At 44.0% G+C, this 26,254-nt stretch carries 24 protein-coding genes and 1 riboswitch; of the genes, 23 read left to right on the top strand and 1 reads right to left on the bottom strand.

Translation table 11 applies throughout. The annotated features are described in order from the left end of the window. The first annotated feature begins 13 nt into the window (after positions 1-13). The 16 genes from MHH54_RS07560 to MHH54_RS07635 all read left to right on the top strand — a co-directional run bounded on the left by MHH54_RS07560 (position 14) and on the right by MHH54_RS07635 (position 15,792). Positions 14-937 (top strand): aspartate carbamoyltransferase catalytic subunit, encoded by a 924-nt coding sequence (locus tag MHH54_RS07560; protein ID WP_034620039.1) that lies wholly within the window; start codon positions 14-16, stop codon positions 935-937. Then, complete coding sequence (locus MHH54_RS07565; protein ID WP_106035795.1) at positions 921-2,207, top strand: dihydroorotase; 1,287 nt, start codon at positions 921-923, stop codon at positions 2,205-2,207. The genes MHH54_RS07560 and MHH54_RS07565 overlap by 17 nt, the downstream gene beginning before the upstream one ends. Next, a complete protein-coding gene (locus MHH54_RS07570; protein ID WP_003211459.1) occupies positions 2,204-3,298 on the top strand; it encodes a carbamoyl phosphate synthase small subunit in 1,095 nt (364 codons plus the stop codon). Before MHH54_RS07565 ends, MHH54_RS07570 begins: the two co-directional genes overlap by 4 nt. Then, a complete protein-coding gene (gene carB, locus MHH54_RS07575; protein WP_106033179.1) occupies positions 3,283-6,498 on the top strand; it encodes a carbamoyl-phosphate synthase (glutamine-hydrolyzing) large subunit in 3,216 nt (1,071 codons plus the stop codon). Before MHH54_RS07570 ends, carB begins: the two co-directional genes overlap by 16 nt. Continuing rightward, positions 6,495-7,271, top strand: a complete 777-nt coding sequence (locus tag MHH54_RS07580; protein WP_003211895.1) for a dihydroorotate dehydrogenase electron transfer subunit — start codon at positions 6,495-6,497, stop codon at positions 7,269-7,271. Before carB ends, MHH54_RS07580 begins: the two co-directional genes overlap by 4 nt. Then, entirely contained in the window at positions 7,265-8,197 is a 933-nt protein-coding gene (locus tag MHH54_RS07585; protein WP_106028972.1) for a dihydroorotate dehydrogenase, read from the top strand. The genes MHH54_RS07580 and MHH54_RS07585 overlap by 7 nt, the downstream gene beginning before the upstream one ends. Further along, positions 8,169-8,873 (top strand): orotidine-5'-phosphate decarboxylase, encoded by a 705-nt coding sequence (gene pyrF / locus MHH54_RS07590; RefSeq protein WP_342500835.1) that lies wholly within the window; start codon positions 8,169-8,171, stop codon positions 8,871-8,873. Before MHH54_RS07585 ends, pyrF begins: the two co-directional genes overlap by 29 nt. Before the next feature lie 7 nt (positions 8,874-8,880). Next, on the top strand, positions 8,881-9,519 hold the full coding sequence (gene pyrE / locus MHH54_RS07595; RefSeq protein WP_106028970.1) for an orotate phosphoribosyltransferase: 639 nt from the start codon (positions 8,881-8,883) through the stop codon (positions 9,517-9,519). Positions 9,520-9,732: 213 nt separating this feature from the next. Further along, a riboswitch (SAM riboswitch) is annotated at positions 9,733-9,835 on the top strand. 68 nt (positions 9,836-9,903) lie between these two features. Further along, positions 9,904-10,095 (top strand): DUF2292 domain-containing protein, encoded by a 192-nt coding sequence (locus tag MHH54_RS07600; RefSeq protein WP_003211143.1) that lies wholly within the window; start codon positions 9,904-9,906, stop codon positions 10,093-10,095. Beyond that, on the top strand, positions 10,082-10,783 hold the full coding sequence (locus MHH54_RS07605) for a phosphoadenylyl-sulfate reductase (RefSeq protein WP_003211029.1): 702 nt from the start codon (positions 10,082-10,084) through the stop codon (positions 10,781-10,783). The genes MHH54_RS07600 and MHH54_RS07605 overlap by 14 nt, the downstream gene beginning before the upstream one ends. 13 nt (positions 10,784-10,796) lie before the next feature. Beyond that, positions 10,797-11,861, top strand: coding sequence for an inorganic phosphate transporter (locus tag MHH54_RS07610; protein ID WP_003211192.1), 1,065 nt, complete (start codon positions 10,797-10,799; stop codon positions 11,859-11,861). A 57-nt stretch (positions 11,862-11,918) separates the two neighbouring features. Continuing rightward, entirely contained in the window at positions 11,919-13,055 is a 1,137-nt protein-coding gene (sat, locus tag MHH54_RS07615; protein WP_050945075.1) for a sulfate adenylyltransferase, read from the top strand. A gap of 14 nt (positions 13,056-13,069) precedes the next feature. Beyond that, the gene (gene cysC / locus MHH54_RS07620; protein WP_003212173.1) at positions 13,070-13,663 is read left to right on the top strand and encodes an adenylyl-sulfate kinase; all 594 of its coding nucleotides are present in this window, start codon (positions 13,070-13,072) and stop codon (positions 13,661-13,663) included. A 29-nt stretch (positions 13,664-13,692) separates the two neighbouring features. Further along, positions 13,693-14,448 (top strand): uroporphyrinogen-III C-methyltransferase, encoded by a 756-nt coding sequence (cobA, locus tag MHH54_RS07625; RefSeq protein ID WP_106032936.1) that lies wholly within the window; start codon positions 13,693-13,695, stop codon positions 14,446-14,448. Positions 14,449-14,522: 74 nt separating this feature from the next. Further along, complete coding sequence (locus tag MHH54_RS07630) at positions 14,523-15,308, top strand: sirohydrochlorin chelatase (protein ID WP_342500836.1); 786 nt, start codon at positions 14,523-14,525, stop codon at positions 15,306-15,308. Next, positions 15,289-15,792: an NAD(P)-dependent oxidoreductase gene (locus MHH54_RS07635; protein ID WP_003211818.1), complete on the top strand. Its 504-nt coding sequence runs from the start codon at positions 15,289-15,291 to the stop codon at positions 15,790-15,792. The genes MHH54_RS07630 and MHH54_RS07635 overlap by 20 nt, the downstream gene beginning before the upstream one ends. A gap of 30 nt (positions 15,793-15,822) precedes the next feature. On the opposite strand, the gene MHH54_RS07640 is transcribed toward MHH54_RS07635, so the two are convergent. Beyond that, entirely contained in the window at positions 15,823-17,532 is a 1,710-nt protein-coding gene (locus MHH54_RS07640; protein ID WP_342500837.1) for an NFACT RNA binding domain-containing protein, read from the bottom strand. 164 nt (positions 17,533-17,696) lie between these two features. On the opposite strand from MHH54_RS07640, the gene MHH54_RS07645 reads away from it, so the two are divergent. The 7 genes from MHH54_RS07645 (at position 17,697) to priA (ending at position 26,248) form a co-directional block, all read left to right on the top strand. Next, positions 17,697-20,372 (top strand): calcium-translocating P-type ATPase, SERCA-type, encoded by a 2,676-nt coding sequence (locus MHH54_RS07645; protein ID WP_268493068.1) that lies wholly within the window; start codon positions 17,697-17,699, stop codon positions 20,370-20,372. A gap of 83 nt (positions 20,373-20,455) precedes the next feature. Further along, a complete protein-coding gene (locus MHH54_RS07650) occupies positions 20,456-21,331 on the top strand; it encodes a YicC/YloC family endoribonuclease (RefSeq protein WP_342500838.1) in 876 nt (291 codons plus the stop codon). A 76-nt stretch (positions 21,332-21,407) separates the two neighbouring features. Continuing rightward, a complete protein-coding gene (gene remA, locus MHH54_RS07655) occupies positions 21,408-21,677 on the top strand; it encodes an extracellular matrix/biofilm regulator RemA (RefSeq protein WP_008344898.1) in 270 nt (89 codons plus the stop codon). Positions 21,678-21,686: 9 nt separating this feature from the next. Beyond that, complete coding sequence (gmk, locus tag MHH54_RS07660; RefSeq protein ID WP_003212381.1) at positions 21,687-22,301, top strand: guanylate kinase; 615 nt, start codon at positions 21,687-21,689, stop codon at positions 22,299-22,301. A 3-nt stretch (positions 22,302-22,304) separates the two neighbouring features. Then, positions 22,305-22,508, top strand: coding sequence for a DNA-directed RNA polymerase subunit omega (gene rpoZ / locus MHH54_RS07665; protein WP_003211647.1), 204 nt, complete (start codon positions 22,305-22,307; stop codon positions 22,506-22,508). A gap of 117 nt (positions 22,509-22,625) precedes the next feature. Then, the gene (gene coaBC, locus MHH54_RS07670; RefSeq protein WP_003211524.1) at positions 22,626-23,843 is read left to right on the top strand and encodes a bifunctional phosphopantothenoylcysteine decarboxylase/phosphopantothenate--cysteine ligase CoaBC; all 1,218 of its coding nucleotides are present in this window, start codon (positions 22,626-22,628) and stop codon (positions 23,841-23,843) included. Continuing rightward, positions 23,840-26,248 (top strand): primosomal protein N', encoded by a 2,409-nt coding sequence (gene priA / locus MHH54_RS07675; protein WP_342500839.1) that lies wholly within the window; start codon positions 23,840-23,842, stop codon positions 26,246-26,248. Before coaBC ends, priA begins: the two co-directional genes overlap by 4 nt. The last annotated feature ends 6 nt before the right edge of the window (positions 26,249-26,254 follow it).

Consider the following 26,254-nt stretch of genomic DNA (forward strand, 5'->3'; position numbering starts at 1 on the left):
GGGGGAAGAAAAAATGAATGATCTATCGACAATGAGCAGCTTATCTAAAGAAGAGATTTTACAGCTGATTGAAGAAGCAACGGCTCTCAAAAAGGGGAAGCAAGAGCTTGGTTTAGCGGGAGAATTTGTAGCAAATCTCTTTTTTGAACCAAGCACAAGAACACGATTTAGCTTCGAAGTCGCCGAAAAGAAGCTGGGGATGAATGTACTAAGCTTAGATGCGGCAAGCACCTCTGTTCAAAAAGGCGAAACTCTTTACGATACGGTAAAAACGCTCGAATCCATCGGCGTGAAAGCTTGTGTGATCAGAGACAGCACCGATGAATATTACAACGAACTGATCGGGAAGGTTGGGATTCCTATCATCAATGCTGGAGATGGCTGCGGGCAGCACCCGACCCAATCACTGCTTGACCTAATGACCATCTATGAAGAGTTTGGCGGCTTTGAGGGCTTAACGATTTCGATTCATGGAGACATCAAGCACAGCAGGGTGGCAAGGTCGAATGCGGAAGTACTCTCAAGGCTCGGAGCGACAGTCCTTTTCTCAGGACCTGCTTCCTTCCAAGATGAGCAAAATCCTCACGGAACGTATGTCCAAGTAGACGAAGCCATTAGACAATCTGATGTGGTGATGCTGCTTAGAATCCAGCATGAACGGCACGCTAAAAAAATGGGTAATGAAGAATACTTATCGACTTATGGATTAACAGTAAACAGGGCAAACAACATGAAAGAACGAGCCATTATCATGCATCCAGCACCAGTAAACAGAGGTGTGGAGATAGATGATTCTTTAGTGGAATCAAAGCAGTCACGAATTTTCAAGCAAATGGAAAATGGCGTTTATGTCCGAATGGCGGTATTAAAAAGAGCTTTTCAAAATAGCAGACTACATCAAAAAGGGAGAGATTCTGTCTATGTCGTATCTCATTAAAAACGGTTTTATCTTAACAAGCACAGGTGAAAAAGTGCAGCAGGATATTAGGGTAGAAGGAAAAGTGATTCAAGCGATTGGTCACTTAGAAAGAGAAGACGGAGAAGAGGTCATTGATGCTAAAGGGCTATTTGTTTCACCAGGCTTAATTGATCTGCATGTACATTTAAGAGAGCCAGGCGGAGAGAAGAAGGAAACGATTGAAACAGGCTCTAAAGCAGCAGCAAGAGGCGGCTATACGACGATTGCAGCGATGCCGAATACACGCCCAGTTCCAGATACAAAAGAGCAAATGGAATGGCTCATGAATCGAATCGAAGAGACCTCTTCTGTCAGAGTACTGCCATACGCCTCCATCACAACTAGACAAATTGGGGAAGAGATGACAGACTTTGCAGCACTAAAAGAAGCAGGCGCCTTCGCTTTCACAGATGACGGGGTTGGCATCCAAACAGCAGGAATGATGTACGAAGCGATGAAAAAGGCAGCAAGTCTTGATCAAGCCATTGTCGCGCACTGTGAGGATAACTCGCTCATTTACGGAGGATGCGTTCATGAAGGAGAATTTTCAAAAGCGAATGAATTAAACGGAATACCGTCCATTTGTGAATCGGTGCATATTGCAAGAGATGTTCTTTTAGCAGAAGCAGCGAACTGTCATTATCATGTATGTCATATCAGTACGAAAGAATCTGTGCGAGTCGTTCGCGATGCAAAAAAAGCAGGCATCCGTGTGACGGCAGAGGTGTCACCGCATCACCTGCTCCTATGTGATGCAGACATCCCAGGGCTTGATACGAACTATAAAATGAACCCACCTCTTAGAGGAAAAGAGGATCGCGAGGCACTAATCGAGGGACTGTTAGATGGAACGATTGATTTCATCGCAACAGACCATGCACCGCATACAGAAGAAGAAAAGAACGAAACGATGCAGCGCGCACCTTTTGGAATAGTCGGGCTTGAAACAGCGTTCCCGCTTCTTTACACGCGATTTGTCAAAACAGGCGAATGGACATTAAAAGAACTCGTTGATTATATGACGATCAAGCCAGCAGAAGCCTTCTCCCTTCCTTATGGAAAGCTGGAAGAAGGACAAACAGCTGATATTACACTCATTGATCTAAACAAAGAAATGGCAATCGATAAAAAGAGCTTCTTATCAAAAGGACAAAATACACCGTTTGACAAATTGACTGTATCAGGATGGCCGGTCATGACACTTGCATCTGGGAAAGTCGTGTATGAAGAGGGGAGACTAGTAAAATGAAGAGACGCTTAGTGCTAGAAAACGGAACAGTATTCGAAGGAACAGGCTTTGGCAGCTTAGAATCGTCAGTCGGAGAAGTCGTCTTTAATACAGGGATGACAGGCTATCAAGAAATTTTGTCTGATCCATCATACTGCGGACAAATTGTCACACTCACTTACCCGCTTATCGGCAACTATGGGATTAACCGTGATGATTTTGAATCGATCACACCATTTGTCAAAGGGCTGATTGTGAAGGAGCTTTGTGAAAAGCCCTCAAACTGGCGCTCTTCATACTCGCTTGATGAGTATTTGAAAATGAAAAACATTCCAGGGCTTAGCGGAATCGATACACGAAAGCTGACGAGAATGATTCGAAGTGCAGGCACATTAAGAGGGGCATTTGCAGGACCGGATGAAGAAGTAGAAGACGTGGTCCGCCGCCTTCAAACAATGCAGCAGCCAACAGATCAAGTGAGTCAAGTTTCTGTGAAAAATGCGTATCCAAGCCCAGGGAGAGGAAAAAGAATTGTCCTTGTCGATTTCGGCATGAAGCACGGCATTTTGCGCGAGCTCAATAAACGGGACTGCGATGTCATTGTGGTGCCGTATAATATCACGGCAGATGAAGTACTGCAGTTAAAGCCTGATGGAATCATGCTTTCAAACGGCCCTGGGGATCCTGTGGATGTACCAGAAGCAGTCGAGATGATTCAGCAATTGATTGGAAAAGTTCCACTCTTTGGCATTTGCCTTGGACATCAATTATTCGCGCTTGCATGCGGCGCAAGTACTGAAAAAATGAAATTCGGTCACAGAGGATCGAATCACCCAGTGAAAGAACTAGCAACCGGCAAGGTCACACTGACATCTCAAAACCACGGCTACACAGTTAGTGCCATTAACGAGGACGTGCTCGAAGTCACACACATCGCACTAAACGACAATACAATTGAAGGCTTAAAACATAAAGAAGCACCAGCATTCACTGTCCAGTACCACCCAGAAGCATCACCAGGTCCAGAAGATGCGAACTACTTATTCGACCAGTTCATGGACATGATTCATACAACTGAGAAAGAAGGGGAAGAAGTATGCCAAAACGCGTAGACATCAAAAAGATTTTAGTTATCGGTTCAGGTCCAATCATCATTGGTCAGGCAGCGGAGTTTGACTATGCAGGCACACAGGCTTGCTTAGCACTAAAAGAAGAAGGCTATGAAGTCGTTCTTGTGAATTCCAATCCAGCGACCATCATGACAGATACAGAAATGGCCGATAAGGTATACATCGAACCACTGACACCAGAATTCTTAACACGAATCATTCGAAAAGAACGTCCTGATGCGATCTTGCCAACACTTGGCGGACAAACTGGACTTAACCTTGCTGTTGAATTATCAGACCTTGGCGTATTAGCTGAATGTGGTGTTGAAGTATTAGGAACAAAACTTTCAGCTATTCAAAAAGCAGAGGACAGAGATCTATTCCGTAATTTGATGAATGAACTAAATGAGCCTGTACCAGAAAGTGAAATCATCCATAACCTAGAAGAAGCGATGGCGTTTACGAATCAAATCGGTTTCCCTGTCATTGTAAGACCAGCTTATACATTAGGCGGAACAGGCGGCGGAATTTGTACAAACGAGCAAGAGCTGAAGGAAATCGTCGAAAACGGTTTGAAGCTAAGCCCAGTCACACAATGCTTACTTGAAAAAAGTATTGCAGGCTTTAAAGAAATTGAATATGAAGTCATGCGTGATAGCGGTGATCATGCGATCGTTGTTTGTAACATGGAAAACTTTGATCCAGTCGGTATCCACACAGGAGACAGTATCGTTGTGGCGCCAAGCCAAACGTTAAGTGACCGTGAATATCAGCTGCTTCGCAATGTGTCGCTCAAGCTGATCCGGGCACTTGGGATTGAAGGCGGATGTAACGTACAGCTGGCAATTGACCCAGACAGCTTTCAATACTATATCATCGAAGTAAATCCGCGCGTGAGTCGCTCTTCTGCACTTGCGTCGAAAGCAACTGGTTATCCAATTGCCAAACTTGCAGCGAAAATTGCTGTCGGTTTAACGCTTGATGAAATGATGAACCCAGTCACAGGTAAAACCTATGCCGCCTTCGAACCGGCACTCGACTATATTGTGTCTAAAATTCCGCGCTGGCCGTTTGATAAATTCGAATCGGCCAACAGACGTCTTGGTACGCAAATGAAAGCAACGGGTGAAGTGATGGCGATCGGCCGTACATTAGAAGAGTCTCTTCTAAAGGCTGTTCGTTCACTTGAAGCGGATGTGCACCACATTGAATTAAAAGATGAAGCAGATATCACAAACGAAGTGCTTGAAAAGCGGATTATCAAGGCGGGAGACGAACGATTATTCTATATCGCTGAGGCACTTAGAAGAGGCTATACGGTTGAACAAATACATGAGTTCTCAAAAATTGATTACTTCTTCCTTCATAAACTGGAAGGCATCATCGCTTTTGAAAAGACATTAAAAGAAAACAAAGGCAATACAGACGTATTAAAAGAAGCGAAAGAAAAAGGCTTCTCAGACATCTATATTAGCCGCGAGTGGAATATGAATGAAGCGGATGTCTATACGCTAAGACAAGAAGCAAGCATCGTACCTGTTTACAAAATGGTAGATACTTGTGCGGCTGAATTTGAATCCGAGACGCCATATTTCTACAGCACATATGAAGATGAAAATGAATCAGAACGTACAGACAAGAAAAGCGTCATCGTATTAGGCTCAGGTCCTATCAGAATCGGTCAAGGAGTAGAATTTGATTATGCGACCGTTCATTCTGTGTGGGCAATTAAACAAGCAGGGTATGAAGCGATCATTATTAACAACAACCCTGAAACGGTCTCAACAGACTTTAGTATTTCGGACAAGCTCTACTTTGAACCACTCACTGTAGAAGATGTGATGCACATCATCGATCTAGAGCAACCTGAAGGAGTCGTTGTCCAGTTCGGCGGACAAACAGCGATCAACCTAGCAGATGAATTATCAAATAGAGGGGTGAAGATTCTCGGCACATCTCTTGAAGACCTAGACCGAGCCGAAAACAGGGACAAGTTTGAACAAACATTAGAAGCACTCGGCGTGCCGCAACCTAAAGGGAAAACAGCTACGTCTGTGCCGGAAGCTGTAGCGATTGCCAATCAGATCGGCTACCCAGTCCTTGTCCGCCCTTCCTATGTATTAGGCGGTCGTGCAATGGAAATCGTTTATCAAGAAGCCGAGCTTCTTCATTACATGGAGAATGCAGTGAAAGTCAATCCGCAGCACCCAGTCTTAATTGACAAGTATTTGACAGGAAAAGAAATCGAAGTAGATGCCGTGTCTGATGGCGAAACTGTCGTGATCCCTGGCATTATGGAACACATTGAAAGAGCTGGGGTTCACTCTGGTGACTCGATTGCGGTTTACCCGCCGCAAACATTGTCTGAAGAGATCAAAGCGAAGATCGCAGAATACACGATCAAGCTTGCAAAAGGGCTCAACATTATTGGGCTGCTAAACATTCAATTTGTTCTCTCAAAAGGTGAAGTGTTCGTACTTGAAGTGAATCCGCGTTCAAGCCGGACAGTTCCTTTCTTAAGTAAAATCACAGGCATCCCGATGGCAAACCTGGCGACAAAAGTCATTTTAGGAGAAAAACTCAAAAACTATGGCTACGAGGAAGGACTTCACACAGAACAAGAAGGGGTGTACGTCAAAGTTCCAGTCTTCTCTTTTGCAAAACTAAGAAGAGTGGATATTACACTCGGACCTGAAATGAAATCGACAGGTGAAGTCATGGGGAAAGATGTCACAATCGAAAAAGCTCTCTACAAAGGATTAATTGCATCAGGCATTCAAATTCCTAAAGACGGGACAGTTCTTCTGACAGTTGCTGACAAGGATAAAGAAGAAGGACTGGAGATTGCGAGAAGATTCCATTCAATCGGCTACCATATTTTAGCGACAGAAGGAACAGCGAATTACTTAAAACAAGCCTCCATCCCATCAAGTGTTGTCGGCAAAATAGGAGAAGAAGGCAAAAACCTTCTCGATGTCATACGAAACGGGGAAGCCCAATTTGTCATCAACACTCTGACAAAAGGAAAACAGCCGGCAAGAGACGGCTTTAGAATCAGACGTGAAGCTGTTGAAAATGGCGTAGCTTGCTTAACGTCGCTAGATACAGCAGAAGCGATTTTAAGAGTACTAGAAAGCATGACATTTAGAGCGGACGAAATGCCAGAAGTGAAAACGAATGCTGAGGTGACAGTAACGATATGAAAAAAGCATACTTGACGGTCGTCTCAAATCGAGAGATCGCTGATCATATTTACGAAATGACATTAAAAGGTGACCTTGTGGACTCCTTTCAAACGGCTGGACAATTTCTTCATATCAAGGTCAGCGAGTCCATGACACCGCTGCTGAGAAGACCGATCAGTATTGCCAATATTCATGCCGAGAAGCAAGAAGCAACCATCATCTATCGCGCAGAGGGAGAGGGCACAAAGCTTCTTTCCCAAAGGCGGGATGGGGAATCCATCGATGTCTTAGGGCCGCTTGGCAACGGGTACGATCCTTCAGTTGTTCAGCCAGGTCAGACAGCGTTACTAGTCGGTGGTGGAATTGGAGTACCGCCTTTATATGAGCTGTCCAAACGTTTAACGAAAAAAGGCGTCATCGTCAAGCATGTCCTTGGCTTTCAATCGAAAAAGGATGTATTTTACGAGGAGAAATTCCAAGCACTCGGAGATACATTTATCGCAACAGTTGATGGGACATACGGCGCAAAGGGCTTCGTGACAAGTGTCATTGAAGAGAATGATTTGAGCTTTGATGTCATGCTTTCCTGCGGGCCGACCCCTATGTTAAAAGCACTAAAAGACTCTTACCCCGATAAGCCTGTCTACATTTCAATGGAAGAACGAATGGGCTGCGGAATTGGTGCTTGCTTTGCATGTGTCTGTCATACCGATCAGCACGAAAAAGCTTACGTCAAAGTCTGTCTGGACGGACCTGTATTTAAAGCAGAGGAGGTGGCGTTGTCATGCTAAACGTTGAGTTACCCGGCTTATCTTTAAAGAATCCGATTATCCCTGCATCAGGCTGCTTTGGATTCGGGAGAGAATTTGCTTCATTATATGATTTATCCGTGCTTGGCGGTATCATGATCAAAGCCACAACCTTAGAACCGAGATTTGGCAACCCGACACCAAGGGTAGCGGAGACAGGTGCCGGGATGCTCAATGCCATCGGTCTTCAAAATCCTGGCCTAAAAGGAGTGCTGGAAAATGAATTGCCTTGGCTTGAGCAGTTTGATACGCCTATTATTGCAAACGTCGCTGGCTCACAGGTCGATGATTATGTTGAAGTAGCGAAGCAGATCAGCCAAGCAAAAAATGTCCATGCCCTTGAACTGAATATCTCGTGTCCAAATGTCAAAACAGGCGGAATTGCCTTTGGTACAGATCCTCAAATGGCAGCAGCATTGACAAAAGCGGTGAAGGACGTGTCCTCCGTTCCTGTCTATGTCAAACTGTCTCCTAACGTAGCTAATATTGTGGAGATTGCTCAAGCGATTGAATATGCTGGAGCGGATGGACTCACGATGATTAACACGTTAATCGGTATGCGTTTAGATTTAAAAACAGGGAAACCGATTCTTGCCAATAAAACAGGCGGATTATCAGGCCCTGCGGTCAAACCTGTCGCTGTGCGCATGGTACATGAGGTCAGTCAAGCGGTTTCTATCCCGATTATCGGAATGGGCGGAGTGCAAAATGCTGAAGATGTACTTGAATTTTTACTAGCAGGTGCGAGTGCAGTAGCTGTTGGCACAGCCAATTTTGTAAACCCATTTATTTGCCCAGAAATCATAGAAGAACTGCCAAATGTATTAGCAGCCTATGGGTATTCATCTGTAGAGGAATGTATCGGAAGGAGCTGGAAATATGAAGCACTTGCCCATCATCGCGCTTGATTTTCCATCAGGGCAGGAGGCGCTTGCCTTTTTAGAACCCTTTGAAGGGACACCATTATTTGTGAAGGTCGGCATGGAGCTGTTTTACCAAGAAGGACCTGCCATCCTTGACGCACTTAAAGAAAAAAATTGCCACATTTTCCTCGACCTCAAATTACATGACATTCCAACAACGGTGCAAAAAGCAATGAACCGGCTTGCCGCACTTGGCGTTGATCTAGTCAATGTACATGCTGCTGGCGGGAAACAGATGATGCAAGCTGCGTTAGAAGGGCTTGAAAACGGAACGCCTGCTGGGCAAAAACGTCCGGGCATTATTGCAGTGACTCAGCTGACGAGTACATCTGAAGACATGATGAGAAGCGAATTACTCATAGACCGTCCGCTGCAAGAGACTGTCATCCGGTACGGTCAATTGGCACATGAAAGTGGACTAGACGGTGTTGTTTGCTCTGTTCATGAATCCAAAGCTCTTCATGAGCACATCTCACCTGACTTCCTCACTGTTACGCCAGGGATTCGTTTACTAAATGATCAAACCGATGATCAAAAGCGTGTGGCAACCCCTGCTTATGCAAAAGAGCAAGGTGTTTCACAAATTGTTGTCGGAAGGTCAATCACAAAAGCTAAAAAACCATTGGAAGCCTATCATCAAATTTTGAAAGAGTGGGAGTGACTGCCAGATGAAAACAAAAATTGCTAAACACCTATTACAAATCAAAGCGGTCTCATTGAAACCAGACGAACCGTTTACATGGGCAAGCGGTATCAAATCACCGATCTATTGTGACAACCGTCTCACCTTGTCCTATCCAGAAGTTAGACACGACATTGCTGAAGGTCTTAAAGAGTTGATTCTCACTCATTTTGAGGGAGCGGAGGTGATTGCTGGTACTGCAACAGCAGGCATCCCGCATGCGGCATTAGCAGCAGATCGTCTAAACGTCCCGATGTGTTATGTCAGAAGTAAGCCAAAAGCACATGGAAAAGGAAATCAAATTGAAGGTGCCGTATCAAAAGGCCAAAAGGTGGTCGTCGTAGAAGACCTGATTTCAACAGGAGGCAGTGTGCTTGAAGTGGTCGCTGCTCTTCAAGAAGCGGGCTGTGACGTACTAGGCGTTGCCGCGATCTTCACATACGGACTGCCAAAAGCTGCGGCAGCATTCCAAGAGAAAAACATTCCATATGTCACCCTAACAAACTATGACACCCTGACAGACGTGGCACTTGAGCTGAAAGCGATTGAGCCTTCTGCTATGAATAAATTGAAACGCTGGAGACAAGATCCTTCCTCTGAATCTTGGATGGAAGAAATCGTCTAAATAGCTTCGTGTAGACAAACCCTCGCATTCTTTGTCAGGACTGCAAAGGTTTTCTATCACGCTGAATACAATATGAAGCTGCGCATACCCGCACAGCTTTTTTATTTGGTTAAAAATAGTAAAATAGACTCAAATTTAAATAAAAACTAATCCTATCAATAAAGTCGGGTTGACTTTTGTTTGAATTGTGTTAATATTTAAGACAAATTAAAAAACTTATCCAGAGAGGTGGAGGGACTGGCCCGATGAAGCCCGGCAACCTGCAATTTGCAAGGTGCTACTTCCTGCAAAATGATTCTATTTTGAAAGATAAGGAAATCGTGAGCTTCCTCATCTTTCTTTCGGAATGAAAGGAAGTTTTTTTATTTTAACGGTGAGGGGGAAGTGAAGCAAAAGCAGGATGAAGACTTAATTGAAGCCTATGCAGAAACTGATTGGGGATATGAATTCAGTTTAGTTACACTGATTGTTCAGGACGGTCAAGTGATCCAAGTGGAAGAAGACAGAAAAAATTCAGTTGACGTAGTGCGGAGAGTAGTGATACTCCGGAAGGGGAGAAACAATGTTAACTTATGAAAATTGGCAAGAGCCGTCCATTACATTTCAAGAAGATGATTTGTATAAAGGGGCCTTATCTGTGCTGAAATGGGCATACGGTCATTATGGTGATCAGCTCGTTTATGCATGCAGTTTTGGTATTGAAGGCATCGTCCTCATTGATTTGATTGCGAAAGTAAAAAAGGATGCAAGAATTGTCTTTTTAGATACAGGTCTGCATTTTAAGGAAACGTACGACACAATTGATGCGGTAAAGGAAAGATACCCGGGTTTAGATATTGTGCTGAAAACCCCTGAGCTGACGGTTGAGGAGCAAAACGAGCAGCATGGTGATCAACTATGGAAAACAGATCCTCAAAGCTGCTGTCATATGCGTAAGGTCATTCCTTTGCAAGAAGCGCTATCTGGCTATCCGGCATGGCTTTCTGGCTTAAGGAGGGAGCAGTCTCCTAAGCGAGCAGGGACGAACTTTTTAAATAAGGATGAAAAATTCAAATCAGTGAAAGTATGTCCGCTTATCCACTGGACGTGGAAGGACATATGGAGATATGCATCTAGAGAGGAACTTACTTATAATCCGCTACATGATCAGGGATATCCAAGTATCGGGTGTGCCCCGTGTACACAGCCAGCATTTACTGCCGAGGATCTGCGGTCTGGCAGATGGTCAGGCACAGCTAAGACTGAGTGCGGATTACATGAGTAAGGGAGCATAGTGTATGGAAATTGCCGCAATTTTATTTAGTTTATTTTTCGCTCTAAACATTGGCGCGAGTGGTGCAGCAGCTTCGATGGGCATCGCGTACGGATCAGGTGCGATTCGAAAGCCGATCTATGCACTCAGTGTATGTGCAGTTGGGATTTTAGCAGGTTCAGTTATTGGCGGTGGTGAGGTTGTCAAAACGATTAGCTCTGGAATTATGCCTGAATCCGTCATTACACTTGAAATTGTTTGTATTATTATTGGTTCTGCTGCATTATCACTCTTTATAGCGAATCTGATGGCCATCCCTTTATCAACGAGTGAGGTGACAGTAGGAGCTGTAGTTGGTGTCGCGGTCGCATATAAAGTATTGTATGTGAAATCCATTTTAGTCATTGTGGCATTTTGGGTTATCATTCCGCTTGTCGCCTTTCTTTTTACCTTTGTTGTAGTCAAAATCATCAGAATGTTCCCTAAACGTAAGCTGTCTAAAAAAGGAACAGTCATTTTATCCATTGTTTTAATCCTTAGTGGATTTTTAGAAGCATTTTCAGCAGGTATGAACAATGTGGCAAATGCAGTCGGTCCACTTGTTGCCGCGGGCGTTTTGTCAGTTGGGCAAGGAACACTTTACGGCGGAATCTTCGTCGCCATTGGAGCCCTCTTGCTTGGTAGAAGAGTACTGGAAACAAACGGAAAGAAAATTACCCGCTATCAAACGGGCGAAGGGATATTGCTTTCCGGTACCGGTGCTGGACTTGTCATCGTCAGCTCTATTTTTGGGCTGCCAGTTCCACTTACCCAAATCACCTCCTCGTCTATCATTGGGCTTGGCATGGCAAAAGGCGGACCTAATATTTTTCATAAACATGTGGTGAAAAAAATGCTGAAAGTGTGGGTAGTATCACCCTTTTTATCACTTAGTCTATCGTATTTGCTAGTGAGTCTTTTCTTAAAAGGGGACTATTACTCTATCTTTATCATGATGAGTGTACTGCTTGCCTCACTTGGTGCGCTAAGTCTGATGAAGGCAGTCAAAAATGAAAGCAGCTCGATTCATGAACAGGGCGGCGGGATTTAACGACAAATCCGACTATTTACATCTAATAAATATGAACATTGAGAGGAAGATGAACAAATGAGTTTAACACCACATGGTGGCGTATTAATTAATCGAGTAAATGAAGAGTATGACCTCAGCACGGCTGCAAAGGAAATTGAACTAGATGCTATCTCTTTTGCAGACCTTGAACTCATAGCAATTGGCGGGTATAGTCCAATTGAAGGGTTTTTAACAAAAGCTGATTATGAAGCGGTTGTGAGCAGTATGCGGCTAGCAAGTGGTGTCGTTTGGTCTCTTCCTATTACACTGCCAGTGACAAAGGAAAAGGCAGCGGAAATCCATCGAGGCGAGATTGTGCGTCTATCGTATAATGGAACTGTATATGGCGTGATTGAAGTAGAGGATCAATACACACCAGATAAGGAAAAAGAAGCGGTAAATGTGTATAAAACTGATGACCGCAATCATCCAGGCGTGAAAAAATTATTTGAACGCGGTGATACGTACATTGGTGGTAAAATTACACTGACGAAACGAAGCGAAAAACCATTCCCTCAATTTACGTATGAGCCGGAAGAAACAAGACGTCATTTTAAAGAGAACGGCTGGAAAACGATTGTTGGTTTCCAAACGAGAAACCCTGTTCACCGTGCCCATGAATATATTCAAAAGACAGCACTTGAAACCGTCGATGGTTTGTTTTTAAATCCACTTGTCGGTGAAACAAAATCAGACGATATTCCGGCAGACGTGAGAATGAAAAGCTATCAAGTGTTATTGAACGGTTATTACCCTAAGGATCGCGTCTTTTTAGGTGTTTTTCCTGCGGCAATGCGTTATGCTGGACCAAAGGAAGCAATCTTTCACGCGCTTGTTCGTAAAAATTACGGCTGTACTCACTTTATTGTGGGAAGAGATCATGCAGGTGTTGGTGATTATTACGGCACATACGAGGCGCAGGAGTTATTTGAACAATTTACAAGCGAAGAAATTGGCATTACCCCGTTAAAATTTGAACATAGCTTCTACTGTAATACATGTGAAGCAATGGCAACACCAAAAACATGTCCTCACGATAAAAGCGAGCATGTCATTCTTTCAGGTACAAAGGTTCGAACGATGCTGAGAAACGGAGAATTACCGCCAAGCACGTTCAGCCGAAAAGAAGTCATTGAAACATTAATCGAAGGATTAAAAACGACGGTATCTTAATGGGAGGGTATGACATGAGCAACGAACATATCGTGTGGCATGATTCATCTATTACAAAAAAAGAATATCAACAAAAAAACAATCATAAAAGCGGCATTATTTGGCTCACAGGTCTAAGTGGATCAGGTAAATCTACAATCGCAAATGCAGCGGCTAGAGAGCTGTTTGAACAAGGTTATCAAGTCACTGTTCTTGATGGCGATAATGTGCGGCATGGTCTGAATAAAGATTTAGGGTTTTCAGATGATGACAGAAAAGAGAACATCCGACGTATCGGAGAAGTGGCGAAATTATTTGTTGAGCAAGGAACAATTGTCATCACGGCTTTTATTTCACCATTTCAAGAAGACCGCCGCATTGTTAGACAGTTAGTTGAAGCGGGAGAATTTCACGAAGTGTTTGTGAAATGTGATCTGAACGTATGCGAAGAGCGTGACCCAAAAGGTTTATATAAAAAAGCTAGAAATGGCGAAATTCCATTTTTTACCGGGATTGATTCACCGTATGAAGAGCCAGCTGCACCTGAGCTTGTTCTAGATACAGGTGAATTATCGCGTGAAGAGTCCAAACAGCGTCTTGTTGATTATGTAAAGGGAAAAGCGAAATAATCGCCTGATGGCAGGGGGAGAAAAGCACGATGGGGAAAGTATACATTGTGGGGGCTGGACCTGGGGATCCAGACTTAATTACATTAAAAGCCCTTAAGGCAATACAGCAGGCAGATGTCATTTTATATGATCGTCTTGTCAATCAAGAAATACTCGCCCACGCCAAACCCGAGGCGGAATTAATCTATTGCGGCAAGCTCCCGAATCATCATACGATGAGACAGGAAGCCATCAATGAAGCCCTTGTGACCCATGCAAAGGAAGGGAATGTTGTCGTCCGTCTGAAAGGCGGCGACCCCTTTGTATTTGGCCGAGGCGGTGAAGAAATCGAATGTTTAGCTGAGCACGGAATTCCATATGAAGTTGTCCCGGGGATTACCTCTGGTATTGCAGCAGCTGCTTATGCAGGCATTCCCGTGACGCACCGTGAATTCAGCTCAAATGTTGCGTTTGTCACGGGTCACTATCAAAAGGATGAGCATTTTGAAGAAAAGTGGGAGGCACTGGCTACAGGGATTGATACCCTTGTGATTTACATGGGCGTCAAAAACGTAGAAAGAGTGCAGCAGCTTCTTATAAAAAATGGACGTGATCCTGAAACGCCAGCAGCGTTTATACACTGGGGAACCACGACGAGGCAAAAGACGACTTGCTGCACTGTGGCGACACTGTCTGAAACCGTTGAAAAAGAAGGCATCGAGCATCCAAGCTTAATAGTTGTTGGAGATGTCGTTCATTTTCACCAAAAGCTGAACTGGTTTGAACCGGCTCTCATTGAGAATTGAGAATGTTAGAGAAAAGACACGTGCATTGATCGTGTCTTTTCGTCTGAACAAAACAAGTAAGAAGGAGGAGTCACATGAAACAAGCTGTACTTTATGTTGGGCATGGAAGCAGGGTAAAAGAAGCACAAGATAAAGCCATTTCTTTTATGAAAAGCTGTATGCCGTTAGTAGAAGCCGAAATACAAGAAATTTGTTTTTTAGAACTAACAGCCCCTTCTATAGAGGAAGGCTTTGAAGCCTGTGTGAAAAAAGGAGCTACACACATTGCGATCGTCCCGCTCCTCCTTTTAACTGCTATGCATGCTAAATCGGATATTCCAGTTGAGATTGAGAAACTTCAAAAACGATACCCGCAAGTGAAGGTCACATACGGGAAACCAATTGGGGTCAATCAAGAAGTGACAAAAGCAGTTGCTGCAAGAATTGAAGAAGCAGGATATCAAGGCGGGAAAGCACGGATTCTTTTAATTGGCCGCGGAAGCTCTGATCCAGATGTGAAGCGAGATGTGTTTGGCATTGCGGACGATGTCCGGCACCTGCTTCCTCTTGCTGAGGTCTTGCCATGTTTTATTACGGCATGTGAGCCAAATTATCGAGATGTTCTTGCGCAATTAACAGCAGATGATGATGCGCCTGTTTATCTCGTTCCTTACTTGTTGTTTACGGGTATTTTAATGAAAGAGATTGAAAGCGAAGCGGCTCAGGCGAGAGAGAGGCTGAAAGACGTCCGGGTATGCCGGTATATTGGCTTTCATCCGCATGTAAAAGCAGCTTATATTGAACGCGTGCAAGAAACCATTTTAAACAAAGACGATGCGTTTCATTTCCAAGGAGAAAGCCATGCTTCCAGTCCATCTTGATTTAACCAATCAACAAGTGCTCATCGCCGGCGGTGGAAAAATAGCCGCAAGAAGGGCAGAGGTGCTATGCATAGAGCCTTGCCATATCACCATCGTGAGTCCTGATATTTCTAAAGAGATGGCACGTCTCATTGATACATACAACCTGAATTGGAAAGAAAAGAAAGTGGAAGCTCAAGATGTAGAGGATGCATTTTTCATTGTCGCTGCTACAAATGATCCGGTGGTAAATGAATGGATTGCACAAACAGCACGGCCTCACCAGCTTGTGAATTGTGTGAGCCAATCAGAGCTTGGCAATGTGATCGTGCCAAAGGTGGTCAAAGCAGGGAAAGTGACGATTTCAGTCTCTACAAGCGGTGCAAGCCCAGCCCGGACAAAACAGCTGGCTGCGGAAATTGAGACATTGCTTGAACAAGAGGATGTAGATGCACTTGATGCTCTCTATATCGAAAGAAAAAAACAACAAAGAAAAAGCCGATAAAATCTCTTGAAAGGATTTTATCGGCTTTTATTATTTTCGCAGCTTTAGAACCACATCTTCGTCAGGTGTGACAAATAATGTTTGCTGTTGATCATACGTCACAAATCCGGGCTTGGCTCCCTTTGGTTTTTTCACATGCCGGATTTTCGTGTAATCGACAGGAACGGAGCTCGACTCCTTTGCCTTCGAGAAGTAGGCAGCGATTTGAGCCGCTTCAAGCAGCGTCTGTTCGTCAGGCGTTTGATGACGGATGACGACATGTGATCCAGGAATATCTTTCGTGTGCAGCCAAATATCGTCACGGGCAGCCGCCTTTGTGGTTAAATACTCGTTTTGTTTGTTGTTTTTTCCGACTAATATCGGAATCCCTTGAGACGATTCATACGTTTCAAGCTGAATGGCCGCCGTTTTTTTCTTTTTGGCGTTGCGCTTTTGTTTGGCGCGTAAATATTTCCCTTCAACAAGCTCTTCTCTCATTTCCTCTAAATCCTTCGGTGAGGCAGAGGACAGCTGCTGAATCAACTCATCAAAATAAGCAATCTCTTCATGCGTCCGCTCAATTTGTTCATTGACCGCTTCCACTGCATTTTTTGCCTTTTGATATTTTGTGAAATATGCTTGCGCATTTTCAGAAGGGGTTTTGTTTGTTTTGAGCGGTATCGTGATCTCTCCACCATCTTCATCGTAATAATTGATGACAGTCGCTTCTTTATCCCCTTTTTTGATGGCATATAAATTGGCTGTTAGCAATTCGCCATAGAGCTGGTATTTATGGGCATTTTGAGATTCTTCAAGGGTTCTGTTCAGTTTTTTGAGCTTGTTTTCATTTTTCTTTTTTTCATTTATGACAAACCGTTCAAGGTCAGACGCTTGTTGTTTCACTCTGTCTCTTTCAGCTTTGCCGAAATAAAAGCGGTCAAGCAGCTGGCTGAGAGAGTCGAATGTCTTCATCTCGCCTTGGACATGCTGTAGTTCTAATAAATAGAAATACTCCTTCCCATCTTTTCTTGTCAGCTGCGGGGTAAAGGAATGCATGCGAATCAGCTGGAACATGTCGAGCAATGTATTTGGAATTGTTTCCTGATTGGCAAGACCGGCCCTGTGAACAGCTTCCTTTGCAAACAGCGGAGAAACCCCAGAGAATGTATCGACAATTTGCTTTGTGATCATTCCTTCTTGAAAGCGTAAATGCTTTAAAATATCGTCCTTCGTTACTGCAAACGGATTTAATTTTTGCTGCGCAGGCGGCAGAAGGTATTCGTGCCCAGGAAGCACTGTTCGATAGCTGTTTACAGATGGAGAAAGATGCTTCAAGCCATCGATGATCTGCTGCGTATCATCTTCGACAAGAATCAAATTACTATGCCTTCCCATGATTTCAATGTAGAGCTTTCGCGTCTGTTCGTCGCCAATTTCATTGCGGCTTCGTACATGAAGTACGATCACCCGGTCAAATCCAATTTGTTCAAAACGCTCAATAAATCCGCCCTCAAGATGCTTTCTAAGGAGCATACAAAACATTGGAGGTTCGCTTGGATTGTCATATTGCTGCTCTGTGAGCTGCACTCTAGCGTAGCTCGGATGGGCGGATAAAAGGAGCTTATGATTCTTTCCGTTTGCCCGGATATGAAAAATCAGCTCGTGCTTATATGGCTGATGAATTTTTGAAATTCTTCCGCCAGTTAATGTCTCTTGCAATTCATTTGTCATACCATATGTAAAAATGCCGTCAAATGACATGTTGGATACACCCTCTTCTTTCACACAAATCTACTGAAAGAACCTTCCATTTCTCGTTCTTTAGGCAGTCTTATTATTATAGCATGATTTAGGACGAGTCTGAATAAACTGGCTTATAGAACACTGCATATGAGAGAGAACAAAAGAGGAGTGGACGAGGTCAAATGAATTGGCATGAACTGAACCAAACCGATTTATTAAAAACAATGAATACATCGATAGGTGACGGACTGTCAGAAAAAGATGTACAAAAACGGCTTGAAAAACACGGGTCAAACGAATTGCAGGAAGGGAAAAAGGCGTCAGCTCTGATCATTTTTTTAGCGCAATTTAAAGACTTTATGGTGTTAATCTTGCTTGCAGCAACGATCATTTCTGCTTTTCTAGGCGAATACATTGATGCGGTAGCCATTGTATTGATTGTTCTGATTAATGGAGTGCTCGGCTTTTATCAAGAACGCCGGGCGGAAAAATCCCTTCAAGCTCTAAAGGAATTATCAACCCCGCATGTGTATGCAAGGAGAAATCATGAATGGATCAAGATCCCATCTAAACATCTCGTGCCAGGGGATATTGTGAAATTTTCAAGCGGAGACCGGATTGGGGCAGATATTAGATTACTAGAAACAAAGAGTCTGGAAATCGAGGAGTCTGCTCTCACTGGCGAATCCATCCCAGCAGTCAAACACGCAAGTCCGCTTTCTAGCAATCATGTCTCGCTTGGAGATTTGACGAACATGGCCTTTATGGGGACGCTTGTCACTAGAGGAAGCGGCGTGGGCGTTGTCATTGGTACAGGAATGAATACAGCGATGGGGCAAATTGCCGGCATGCTGGATGCTGCAGGGAATATGGAAACACCGCTGCAAAGACGTCTCGAACAGCTGGGGAAAATCCTCATTGTGGCTGCTTTATTTTTAACGGTGCTCGTTGTGGTTCTTGGCGTTGTGCAAGGACATGATTTGTATCATATGTTCCTGGCGGGAGTATCACTTGCGGTTGCTGCCATTCCTGAAGGCCTGCCGGCGATTGTCACCGTCGCACTTTCCTTAGGAGTGCAGCGGATGATCAAACAAAAATCGATTGTCAGAAAGCTCCCGGCGGTGGAGACTCTTGGCTGCGCGTCGATCATTTGCTCAGATAAAACAGGAACCATGACGCAAAATAAAATGACTGTGACCCATGTATGGGCAGAGGGCAAAACGTGGAATATTTCTGGTACGGGCTATGAGCCATCTGGTGATTTCACCTTGAACGGAGAACTTGTCCATGTAGACAAACATCCAAGCCTGCAAAAGGTGTTATTATATGGGGCGCTTTGTAATACATCGACCATCGTTGAAAAAGATGGCGAAATGAGGCTTGATGGTGATCCGACAGAGGGTGCACTTCTCACCGCAGCACGTAAAGCGGGTTTTACAGAGCAATTCATCGAAGCAGGATTTCACGTGGTAGAAGAGTTTCCTTTTGATTCAGAAAGAAAGATGATGTCAGTCGTCGTCGAAACGAATCAAAAAGAGCGGTACGTCATTGCAAAAGGTGCGCCGGATGTCCTGATGAACCGTTCAAGCCATATCATGCACGGCGGACGCACAGCTTCATTTTCAGCCACTCACAGGCAAGAAACAGAGGCTGCGATTCAAGGTTTAGCAAGACAGGCGCTGAGAACGATTGCCATTGCGTATAAAAAAGTTGGTCTGACCGAAACAATCACCACTGTCCAGCAGGCTGAAACTGATTTAACATTTATCGGACTAGAGGGCATGATCGACCCGCCTCGTCCTGAAGTGAGACGAGCGATTAAAGAGTGCAGGGATGCGGGCATAAAAACAGTCATGATTACAGGGGATCACGTGGAAACAGCCAAAGCGATCGCAAAAGACTTGAGCCTTTTACCAAAGCAAGGAAAGGTGCTCGACGGAAAAGCGCTGGATCAGCTGAGTGACAAAGAGCTTGAGCAAACGGCTGAAAATGTATACGTCTTTGCACGGGTATCACCGGAGCATAAGCTGAGAATTGTGAAGGCTTATCAAAAAAATGGACATATTGTAGCGATGACAGGTGACGGGGTCAATGATGCGCCTGCAATTAAGCAAGCAGATATCGGTATCTCCATGGGCATCACTGGAACAGACGTAGCCAAGGAAGCGTCCTCTCTTATTTTACTTGATGACAACTTTGCGACCATTAAATCGGCCATTAAAGAAGGCCGAAATATTTATGAAAACATTCGTAAGTTTGTTCGCTATTTGCTCGCATCAAATGTGGGAGAAATTTTGGTTATGCTGTTTGCGATGCTTCTAGCGCTTCCGCTTCCTCTCGTTCCTATTCAAATTTTATGGGTCAATCTCGTCACAGATGGTCTCCCGGCGATGGCGCTTGGTATGGATAAGCCAGAAGGCGATGTCATGAAAAGGAAGCCGAGGAATATGAAAGAGGGGATTTTTGCTAGAGGGCTCGGCTGGAAGGTTGTATCTAGAGGGTTCCTCATTGGACTTGCGACCCTTTTAGCATTTATGTTTGTGTATCACCGTGATCCAAACAACCTGCCATATGCACAGACTGTTGCATTTAGTACGCTTGTGTTGGCGCAACTCATTCATGTATTTGACTGCCGCAGTGAACGATCCATCTTTGAACGCAATCCATTCGGGAATCTCTACTTAATCGGTGCGGTTTTGTCATCACTTTTACTGATGTTTGTGGTCATTTATTATCCGCCGCTTCAGCCGATTTTCAAAACGGTGGCGATCGCACCAATTGATTGGCTGCTGATCATCGGTATGTCTGCACTGCCAACTTTTTTACTGGCAGGATCACTTTTGACAAGAAAAAAATAATTCGTTATGGTATAATTTTGAGGTAATAGTGTCTGCTATTACCTTTTTCATTTTATTAATATGAAAGAATTGGGTGTTTTGACATGATACGCAGTATGACGGGATTCGGCCAAGCGAGTAAAACGGATGGAGAACTGACAGTGTCAGTTGAGCTAAAATCGGTCAATCACCGTTTTAAAGAGGTTCATGCCCGTTTGCCGAGGCCGCTTTTATATTTCGAAGACACATTAAAAAAAATCATTCTTCGTCACGTGCAGCGCGGTAGAATTGAGCTGTTTGTTACGATTGAAGGCGGTAAACTAGCAAGCCGGTCCTTGCAGATCGACTGGCCGCTGCTTGATGAATACATGAAAGCCGCAAAAGATCTCGAGAAACGCTATCACATTTCAGGCATTCAGCATGCACATGACTTACTGGGGCTGGATCATGCCGTTCAAGTAGAAGAATCGGCTAGCCGAAATGAGCAATTAGAGCAATTGCTGATGGAAGCTTGTGAAACGGCTGTCAAGGAGCTTTGCTTCATGAGAGAGCAGGAGGGAACATCACTTCAAAAAGACTGTGAGCTGAGGCTTTCTGAATTAGAGGCCTATACAGAAGAAATCAAAGTCTTTGCACCAGAGGTTGTGAGTCAGTATAAAGACAGGCTCAATCAGCGATTGCAAGAATGGATCGGAGAGGCGCTTGACGAAAGCAGATTGACAACAGAGGCTGCGATCTTTGCTGACCGCTGTGACATTACAGAAGAGATTACGAGATTGAAAAGTCACTTTCAGCAATTCCAGCAAATCTTGATGCAAGGCGGTGCTGCTGGCAGAAAACTTGATTTTCTAGTACAGGAGCTCAACCGTGAAGTGAACACCATTGGCTCAAAAGCGAACCATCATCATTTAACTAAGCTGGTGGTTGAAATGAAAAGTGCTATTGAAAAAATAAAAGAACAAGTGCAGAATATAGAATAGTCATTGTGTATGCTGTTTACAGTACGTCTCTTTCGGCGAGACTAGAGACGTTTATAATACAGGGGGACGTTAGAAGATGACCATAAAGTTGATCAATATCGGATTTGGAAACATCATTTCAGCGAATCGGATGATTTCGATCGTCAGTCCGGAATCAGCACCGATTAAACGAATGATACAAGACGCAAGAGATCGAGGCATGCTCATAGATGCTACATACGGAAGAAGAACCCGTGCTGTTGTCATTATGGACAGTGACCATGTCATCTTATCTGCCGTTCAGCCTGAGACTGTCGCGCAAAGACTTTCTGTAAAAGAAGAAATCATAGATGAAGGGCAGGGGTAATACGCCATTATGAAAGAAAGAGGACTTTTAATCGTTCTCTCTGGACCTTCGGGAGTTGGAAAAGGAACGGTCAGACAAGCCATTTTCTCCCAGGAAGATACGAAATTTGAATACTCAATTTCTGTGACAACACGTAAACCGCGTGAAGGTGAAAGAAATGGTGTCGATTATTTCTTTAAATCCAGGGAAGAATTTGAACATATGATTGAAAACAAAAAGCTGTTAGAATGGGCAGAGTATGTCGGGAATTACTACGGCACGCCTGTTGACTATGTAGAACAGACATTAAGCGAAGGAAAAGATGTTTTCCTTGAAATCGAAGTGCAAGGTGCACTTCAAGTAAGAGAAGCATTCCCAGAAGGTCTTTTTATTTTCCTTGCACCGCCTAGTCTTTCAGAACTTCAGAACCGCATCATTACACGTGGTACAGAGTCTGAGGAGCTCATTCGAAATCGAATGGCTGCTGCAAAAGAAGAGATTGAAATGATGGATGCTTACGACTATGTCGTGGAAAACGATGATGTCGAGCTTGCTTGTGAAAGAATCAAAGCGATCGTCCTTGCAGAACACCTGCGCAGAGACAGAGTCGCACCAAGATATAAAAAAATGCTGGGGGTAGAATAAACTATGTTAGATCCTTCAATTGACTCATTGATGAACAAACTTGATTCAAAATACACACTTGTGACAGTGTCTGCACGTCGTGCACGTGAAATGCAGATCCACCAAGATCAGCAAATCGAAAATACGAAATCTTACAAATTTGTAGGTAAAGCACTTGAAGAAATTGATGCCGGTCTTTTGACATTTGAAAAAGAGGATCAAGAATAACACATCGCTTCTGCTATGCAGATACGATACGTTCAAAAAAGTCAAAACTATGATTGGTTTTGACTTTTTTGAATTGTAGACGAATTTGTGAAAAAGGCCGTTAAGGGGGACAAACAAATGTTACAGTCAAAAAATATTTTGCTCGGCGTCAGCGGAGGAATCGCCGTATATAAAGCAGCTGCACTTACTAGTAAACTCGTACAAGCAGGCGCAAATGTAAGAGTGATTATGACAGAATCTGCCCGTGAGTTTGTGTCTCCGCTTACCTTCCAAGCTCTGTCTCGACATGAGGTGTATGTGGATACATTTAAAGAAAACAATCCAAAAGTCATTGCGCATATTGACGTAGCTGACTGGGCCGATCTCATCCTTGTTGCCCCTGCAACAGCACATACGATTGGTAAAATGGCGGCAGGGCTTGCAGATGATATGCTCACGACGACCTTACTTGCTTCAACTGCTCCTGTATGGATCGCACCAGCTATGAATGTGCATATGTATGATCACCCGGCTGTAAAGCGGAACATTCGCACATTATATGAGGACGGCTACCAGTTTATTGAACCGAGTGAAGGTTATTTAGCCTGTGGCTATATTGGAAAAGGGCGATTAGAGGAACCTGAAAAAATAGTTGAGCACATCCGTGCTTTTTTCGAAGAGCCAAAAAACTTACCGCTTTCAGGTAAAAAAGTCGTGGTGACAGCAGGTCCTACACGAGAAGTCATCGATCCTGTGCGTTTCTTTACAAATCGATCGTCTGGAAAAATGGGCTATGCGATTGCAGAGGCTGCGCAGCAAATGGGGGCTGATGTCACGCTTATTTCAGGACCTGTTTCTTTAACGGCACCTAATCATGTACATGTGGTGCACGTTGAATCGGCAGAGGACATGTATCAAGCCGCATTAGCTGTGTACGAGGAAGCGGACCTTGTCATTAAATCAGCAGCAGTCGCCGACTATACCCCTGTGACCTCATATCCTCATAAAATGAAAAAACAGGACGGCGCCTTAGAGATTGAATTCACCCGGACAAAAGATATTTTAAAAGAGCTGGGGAAAAGAAAAGAGCATCAAGTGCTTGTCGGTTTTGCAGCTGAAACGCAGGATGTAAAATATTATGCGAAAAAGAAAATCGAATCCAAGCATTTAGATATGATTGTGGCCAACAATGTCACAAAAGAAGGTGCAGGCTTTGGCACAGACACAAATGTAGCAGCAATCATCAAAGCAGATGGTACAACAACAGAACTGCCGATGATGAGCAAAAAAGACCTCGCTTTTGAAATCTTAAAGGAGGCAAAACAGCTGTTGCCAAAAGAGCGTGATCGCGCATGATTGCTGAAGTCATCGTAGATGTCACAACGAAAGCCATTGACCGGCCATTCGATTACCGTGTACCAGATCGATTCAAAGATCTCGTCAAAGCGGGAATGAGGGTGGTCGTTCCCTTTGGCCCTAGGAAGATTCAAGGGTTTGTGACAAAAGTCAAAGAAGAAACAGACGTAAAAACAGGAAGCATAAAGGACATTGTCGATTTATTTGATTTATCACCTGTTCTGACAGATGAGCTATTGGAGCTTTCCCACTGGCTGACGGAAAAAACATTGTCCTATCACATTACGGCACTTCAATCGATGCTGCCTGCAGCCATGAAGGCGAAGTATGAAAAAGAAATTCAAGTGCTGTCAGATGAAGAACTTCCGCAGTCATTGAAAGAGCTTTTCGGTCAGCGAGATAGCATTCTTTACGCTGACATCCCAGCCGAACAACTAAAACAGATTCAAAAGCATGTCCAAAAAGGTCATCTAGAGGTAAGGTATCACGTTTCCCAAAAATCTGGAAAGAAAAAAGTGCGCACGCTCCAATTAGCTGCATCAAAAGATAAGCTTGAAGAAAAACAGCAGCAGCTGAAAAAAAATGCGGTGAAACAAAAGGCTCTGCTCTCCTTTTTGCTTCAAGCGAGTGAGACGACCTTTTTAGCGAAAGACTTGCAGCAGCAAACAGGCGCGAGTTCTCAAACGCTTAAAACCTTTATTCAAGAAGGGCTGCTAACAGAAAGCTATGAAGAGGTCTACCGGGATCCTTATCGTGACCGGGCATTTACACCTTCTTCTTCACTTGACCTTATGCCAGAACAAGCAGAAGCGGCAAAACATATACATCAAGCAGTCAGCGATGACCGGCATGAAACCTTTCTGCTGCACGGGGTGACAGGAAGCGGTAAAACGGAAATATACTTGCAGACGATTGATCATGCCCTACAAAAAGGAAAAGAAGCGATCGTCCTCGTTCCAGAAATCTCGTTAACCCCTCAAATGGTTCAGCGGTTTAAAGAACGATTCGGTTCAAATGTGGCTGTACTTCATAGCGGATTATCGACAGGGGAAAAATATGATGAATGGCGGAAAATCCACCGCAAGGAAGTCAAACTTGTCGTGGGCGCGAGATCGGCTGTTTTCGCACCATTTGAAAATCTAGGCATGATTATCATAGATGAAGAGCATGAATCTTCTTATAAACAAGAGGAAATGCCTCGTTATCATGCCAAGGACGTCGCCATTGAAAGAGCCAAAAGGCATCGATGCCCAGTTGTTTTAGGTAGTGCAACTCCTTCACTTGAAACCTACGCGCGTGCCAAAAAAGGCGTGTTTACATTGCTGACGCTCAAAAACCGAGTCAACCAGCAGCAGCTGCCGCACGTTTCGTTAATTGATATGAGAGAAGAATTGAGAAATGGCAACAGGTCCATGTTTTCAGAAGAATTAATGCTCAGATTAAAGGAAGTGCTTGAAAGAAAAGAACAAGCCGTCTTATTTCTGAATAAAAGGGGCTATTCATCCTTTGTGATGTGCCGTGATTGCGGATATGTGGAGCAATGTCCTCATTGCGAAATTTCTCTCACCTATCACCGCTATCAAAAACGGCTGAAATGCCATTATTGCGGTCACGAGGCACCGGTGCCAGCTGAATGTCCAGAATGCCATAGTGAGCATATTCGCTATTTTGGTACGGGTACGCAGCGTGTAGAAGAAGAGCTGACAAAAGTACTGCCAGAGGCAAGAGTCATCCGAATGGATGTAGATACAACGTCTCGTAAAGGTGCTCACGAAAAGCTCCTCACATCTTTTGGCAATAAAGAAGCAGACATTTTGCTCGGGACGCAGATGATTGCAAAAGGGCTAGATTTCCCAGATGTCACACTTGTTGGTGTTCTAAGTGCGGATACGTCTCTTCATATCCCTGATTTCCGTTCAAGTGAAAAAACATTTCAGCTTCTCACTCAGGTCAGCGGCAGGGCAGGACGACATGAAAAAGCGGGCTCTGTGATCATTCAATCGTATACGCCTTCTCACTATAGTATTGAATTAACGAAGCAGCATGACTACGAAGCCTTTTATGAACAGGAGATGCTGCATCGCCGCCACCAGTCCTATCCGCCGTATTACTTTTTGGCGATGGTGACAGTATCACATGAGGAAGTGACGAAGGCAGCGCATGTCACGGATCAAATTGTTCAGTTCCTAAAAATGAACTGTGCACCGAATACAAGAATTCTTGGTCCGGCTGCATCACCAATCGCTAAGATCAAAGATAGATATCGATATCAATGCGTGATAAAATACAAAAGGGAAAATGAACTGGCAAGTTTACTACGGAAAATACAAGATCATTATCAAAAGGAAATGGAACAAAAACAATTGATGATTTCAATAGATATGAATCCATATATGATGATGTAAAACGGA

It is taken from the genome of Bacillus sp. FSL K6-4563, assembly GCF_038630405.1.
Classification (GTDB): domain Bacteria; phylum Bacillota; class Bacilli; order Bacillales; family Bacillaceae; genus Bacillus; species Bacillus pumilus.

Excerpts from the sequence above, each read along its gene's own strand:
- MHH54_RS07560 (WP_034620039.1), top strand. The coding sequence starts at position 14 with ATGAATGATCTATCGACAATGAGCAGCTTATCTAAAGAAGAGATTTTA.
- MHH54_RS07565 (WP_106035795.1), top strand. The coding sequence starts at position 921 with ATGTCGTATCTCATTAAAAACGGTTTTATCTTAACAAGCACAGGTGAA.
- MHH54_RS07570 (WP_003211459.1), top strand. The coding sequence starts at position 2,204 with ATGAAGAGACGCTTAGTGCTAGAAAACGGAACAGTATTCGAAGGAACA.
- carB (WP_106033179.1), top strand. The coding sequence starts at position 3,283 with ATGCCAAAACGCGTAGACATCAAAAAGATTTTAGTTATCGGTTCAGGT.
- MHH54_RS07580 (WP_003211895.1), top strand. The coding sequence starts at position 6,495 with ATGAAAAAAGCATACTTGACGGTCGTCTCAAATCGAGAGATCGCTGAT.
- MHH54_RS07585 (WP_106028972.1), top strand. The coding sequence starts at position 7,265 with ATGCTAAACGTTGAGTTACCCGGCTTATCTTTAAAGAATCCGATTATC.
- pyrF (WP_342500835.1), top strand. The coding sequence starts at position 8,169 with ATGAAGCACTTGCCCATCATCGCGCTTGATTTTCCATCAGGGCAGGAG.
- pyrE (WP_106028970.1), top strand. The coding sequence starts at position 8,881 with ATGAAAACAAAAATTGCTAAACACCTATTACAAATCAAAGCGGTCTCA.
- MHH54_RS07605 (WP_003211029.1), top strand. The coding sequence starts at position 10,082 with ATGTTAACTTATGAAAATTGGCAAGAGCCGTCCATTACATTTCAAGAA.
- MHH54_RS07610 (WP_003211192.1), top strand. The coding sequence starts at position 10,797 with ATGGAAATTGCCGCAATTTTATTTAGTTTATTTTTCGCTCTAAACATT.
- sat (WP_050945075.1), top strand. The coding sequence starts at position 11,919 with ATGAGTTTAACACCACATGGTGGCGTATTAATTAATCGAGTAAATGAA.
- cysC (WP_003212173.1), top strand. The coding sequence starts at position 13,070 with ATGAGCAACGAACATATCGTGTGGCATGATTCATCTATTACAAAAAAA.
- cobA (WP_106032936.1), top strand. The coding sequence starts at position 13,693 with ATGGGGAAAGTATACATTGTGGGGGCTGGACCTGGGGATCCAGACTTA.
- MHH54_RS07630 (WP_342500836.1), top strand. The coding sequence starts at position 14,523 with ATGAAACAAGCTGTACTTTATGTTGGGCATGGAAGCAGGGTAAAAGAA.
- MHH54_RS07635 (WP_003211818.1), top strand. The coding sequence starts at position 15,289 with ATGCTTCCAGTCCATCTTGATTTAACCAATCAACAAGTGCTCATCGCC.
- MHH54_RS07640 (WP_342500837.1), bottom strand. The coding sequence starts at position 17,532 with ATGTCATTTGACGGCATTTTTACATATGGTATGACAAATGAATTGCAA.
- MHH54_RS07645 (WP_268493068.1), top strand. The coding sequence starts at position 17,697 with ATGAATTGGCATGAACTGAACCAAACCGATTTATTAAAAACAATGAAT.
- MHH54_RS07650 (WP_342500838.1), top strand. The coding sequence starts at position 20,456 with ATGATACGCAGTATGACGGGATTCGGCCAAGCGAGTAAAACGGATGGA.
- remA (WP_008344898.1), top strand. The coding sequence starts at position 21,408 with ATGACCATAAAGTTGATCAATATCGGATTTGGAAACATCATTTCAGCG.
- gmk (WP_003212381.1), top strand. The coding sequence starts at position 21,687 with ATGAAAGAAAGAGGACTTTTAATCGTTCTCTCTGGACCTTCGGGAGTT.
- rpoZ (WP_003211647.1), top strand. The coding sequence starts at position 22,305 with ATGTTAGATCCTTCAATTGACTCATTGATGAACAAACTTGATTCAAAA.
- coaBC (WP_003211524.1), top strand. The coding sequence starts at position 22,626 with ATGTTACAGTCAAAAAATATTTTGCTCGGCGTCAGCGGAGGAATCGCC.
- priA (WP_342500839.1), top strand. The coding sequence starts at position 23,840 with ATGATTGCTGAAGTCATCGTAGATGTCACAACGAAAGCCATTGACCGG.